Origin of the sequence: uncultured Pseudacidovorax sp. (assembly GCF_913773995.1) — a bacterium.
Classification (GTDB): Bacteria; Pseudomonadota; Gammaproteobacteria; order Burkholderiales; family Burkholderiaceae_C; genus Xenophilus.
Window position 1 is genome coordinate 1 of the sequence record NZ_CAJYES010000074.1, and the last position, 3,072, is coordinate 3,072.

The 3,072-nt window shown below is 70.8% G+C and carries 2 protein-coding genes; both read left to right on the forward strand.

Annotation, left to right across the window (positions count from 1 at the left end):
- The first annotated feature begins 54 nt into the window (after positions 1–54).
- A complete protein-coding gene (locus QZ772_RS06300) occupies positions 55–1,041 on the forward strand; it encodes a Ku protein (RefSeq protein ID WP_295524081.1) in 987 nt (328 codons plus the stop codon).
- Positions 1,042–1,104: 63 nt separating this feature from the next.
- Positions 1,105–3,072, forward strand: a 1,968-nt coding sequence (gene ligD / locus QZ772_RS06305) for a non-homologous end-joining DNA ligase (RefSeq protein WP_295524082.1), incomplete at its 3' end; no start/stop codon positions are given.

The window sequence follows — 3,072 nt, forward strand, 5'->3', positions numbered from 1 at the left end:
CCATGCTGGGCAGGTCGGCCTAGATTGGCGCTCCCCCGCACGGAGAGCCTTGCCATGCCCGCATCCAGCCCGCGCGTCCTGTGGAAGGGCGCCATCAGCTTCGGACTCGTCCACATCCCGGTGGCGCTGTACTCGGCCACGCAGGACGGCAGCATCGATTTCGACTGGCTGGACAAGCGCACCATGGACCACGTGGGCTACAAGCGCATCAACAAGAAGACGGGCAAGGAGATCGCCCGCGAGAACATCGTGCGCGGCGTCGAATGGGAGGACGGCCAGTACGTGGTGCTGACCGACAAGGAGATCGCCGACGCCTATCCGCGCACGCTGCAGACCATCGAGATCGAGCGCTTCGTGCCGGCCGACGGCATTCCCTTCATCCACCTCGACCGGCCCTACTACACGGCGCCCATCCAGCGCGGCGCCAAGGTGTACGCCCTGCTGCGCGAGGCCCTGGTGCGCACCGGGCGCATCGGTGTGGCGCGGGTGGTGATCCAGACCAAGGAGCACCTGGCGGCGCTGGTGCCCGCCGGGCCGGGCCTGGTGCTCAATCTGCTGCGCTGGGGCGCGGACATCCGCTCCTGGGAAGGCCTGCCGCTGCCCGATGCCGACGCCCGCAAGGCCGGCGTGAACGACCGCGAGCTGAAGATGGCCGAGCAACTCATCGACGACATGGCGGGCGACTGGAACCCCGAGGAGTACGAGGACCGCTTCCGCGACCGCATCATGGCGCTGGTCGAGCGCAAGGCCGAGGCCGGCCAGGCGCAGGACGTCGCCAAGCTGGAGCCGCAGGAACAGGCCAGCTCGGGCGCCAAGATCCTTGACCTGACCGAGTTGCTGCAGCGCAGCCTCCGAGGGGGCAAGGGCCGGACTGCGGCCAAGGACGACGAAGACGAAGAAGCGGACGAGGGCGAGGAAGACGGCAGCTCGCGCACGAAACGCGCTTCGGCCAAGCGCACCGCCGCCAAGGCGCCGGCCAAGCGGGCCGCTGCGAAGTCTTCGACGGCCCGCAAGACGGCGCCGCGCCGCAGGGCGGCTTGAGCGCAGGCTGAAGGGCAGCCCCCGCTCCTCCAACGCATCAACCCATGCGCCGCTGATCGCCCCATGGCCACCGCCACCCGCAAGACACCTGCCCGACGGAAGCCAGCCGCCGCACGCAAGACGGCCGCCAGTACCGTGCGAAAGGCTGACGCCACCAAGACGGCCAGGAAGGCTGGGCCAGGCGGCACCACCACCCGGCCCGGCGCGGCGGATGCCGCCCAGGCCCTTGCCGACTACCACCGCAAGCGCGACTTCCAGCGGACCCCCGAGCCCCGCCTCGGCGGCGAGCCGGGCGTGGAGGCCCTGGCCTTCGTGGTGCAGAAGCACGACGCCACGCGCCTGCACTACGACTTCCGGCTGGAGCTGGACGGCACGCTCAAGAGCTGGGCCGTTCCCAAGGGGCCCTGTCTTGACCCTGCGGTCAAGCGCATGGCCGTCGAGGTGGAAGACCACCCCATCGCCTACGGCGACTTCGAGGGCCGCATTCCCGAAGGCCAGTACGGCGCCGGGACGGTGATCGTATGGGACCGCGGCACCTGGCTGCCCGAGGGCGACGCCCGCGCCGGGCTACGCGCCGGCAAGCTCAGCTTCACGCTGCAGGGCCACAAGCTCCATGGCCGCTGGACGCTGGTGCGCATGCACGGCAAGGATGAGAAGAAACCCAGCTGGTTGCTGATCAAGGACGAGGATGCGGCCGCCCGGCCGTTGGCCGACTACGACGTGACCGAGGCCGCGCCGGACAGCGTGCGGCACATTGGCCGGCCCGAGGCCGACACCGCCGCCGCCCCGGCAGCTGCCAACGCCGCGGCCGACAGCGAATCCGCGACCCGTGGCCCTGGCAAAGCCGGCACCACGCCCGCCGACACCCCCGCCAAAAAGCGCAAGTCCAAGGACGCCGACAAGGTGCAACTGCCCGGCCAGGCCGCGGCGCTACCCGACAGCCTCGTGCCCCAGCTCGCGGTGCTGGCCGACGGCCCGCCGCCCGAGCCCGTGCAATGGGCCTGGGAACTCAAGTTCGACGGCTACCGCCTGCTGACTCGCATCGATAGCCGCGGCCGTGTGCGCTGCTTCACCCGCAATGGCCACGACTGGACCGAGCGCCTGCCCGAACTGGCCCGCGCCCTGGCCCGACTGCCCGTGCGAAACGCGTGGCTCGATGGCGAGATCGGCGTGCTGGGCGCGAACGACGCGCCCGACTTCCAGGCCCTGCAGAACGCCTTCGACCTGCAGGCCACGGCGCCCATCGTCTACTGGCTGTTCGACGCGCCCTTCGTGGGGGGCCGCGACTTGCGCGATGAGCCGCTGTCGCTGCGGCGCGAGGCGTTGCGCACTATCTTCGACGCCGGCGAACTGCCGCCATCGCTGCGCTTCAGCGAAGCCTTCGATGCCGCGCCGCGCGACCTGCTGGCCTCGGCGGCGGGGCTCGGCTTCGAGGGCATCGTCGGCAAGCGGCTGGACAGCCCCTACTTCAGCGGCCGTTCGCCAGCGTGGATCAAGCTCAAGCACCAGTTGCGGCAAGAGTTCGTCATCGGCGGCTATACCGCGCCGCGCGGCAGCCGCAGCGGCTTCGGCGCGCTGTTGCTCGGCGTGTACGACGAGCAAGGCGACTTGAAGCATGCGGGCAATGTCGGCACCGGCTTCGACCAGCGCCGCCTGGCCGAGATGCATGCGCAGCTGCAGGCACTCGACCAGGACGAATGCCCCTTTACCCCCCGACCGGCGGGCGAGAAGGCGCAATGGGTGCGGCCCGAGCTGGTCGCGGAAGTGGCCTTCGGCCAGTGGACGCGCGAGGGCAAGGTGCGACAGGCCGTCTTCCAGGGCCTGCGCAGCGACAAGCCGGCGCGGCAGATCGTTCGGGAGCACGGCATGGATTCATCGACTGCCGCGGAGAAGGCCCCTCGGGCCGCGGGCAAGGCAGACGCACCTTCGTCGCCGAAAGAGGCCGCGTCCCCCAAGCCGGAGGCGCGCGCGGCTGCGGCGAAGCCCGCATCCGCCAAGGGCCGTGGCAAGCCGGCCACGGTCGCCAGCGAG

Coding starts and splice junctions, on each gene's coding strand:
- QZ772_RS06300 (WP_295524081.1), top strand. CDS start 55: ATGCCCGCATCCAGCCCGCGCGTCCTGTGGAAGGGCGCCATCAGCTTC.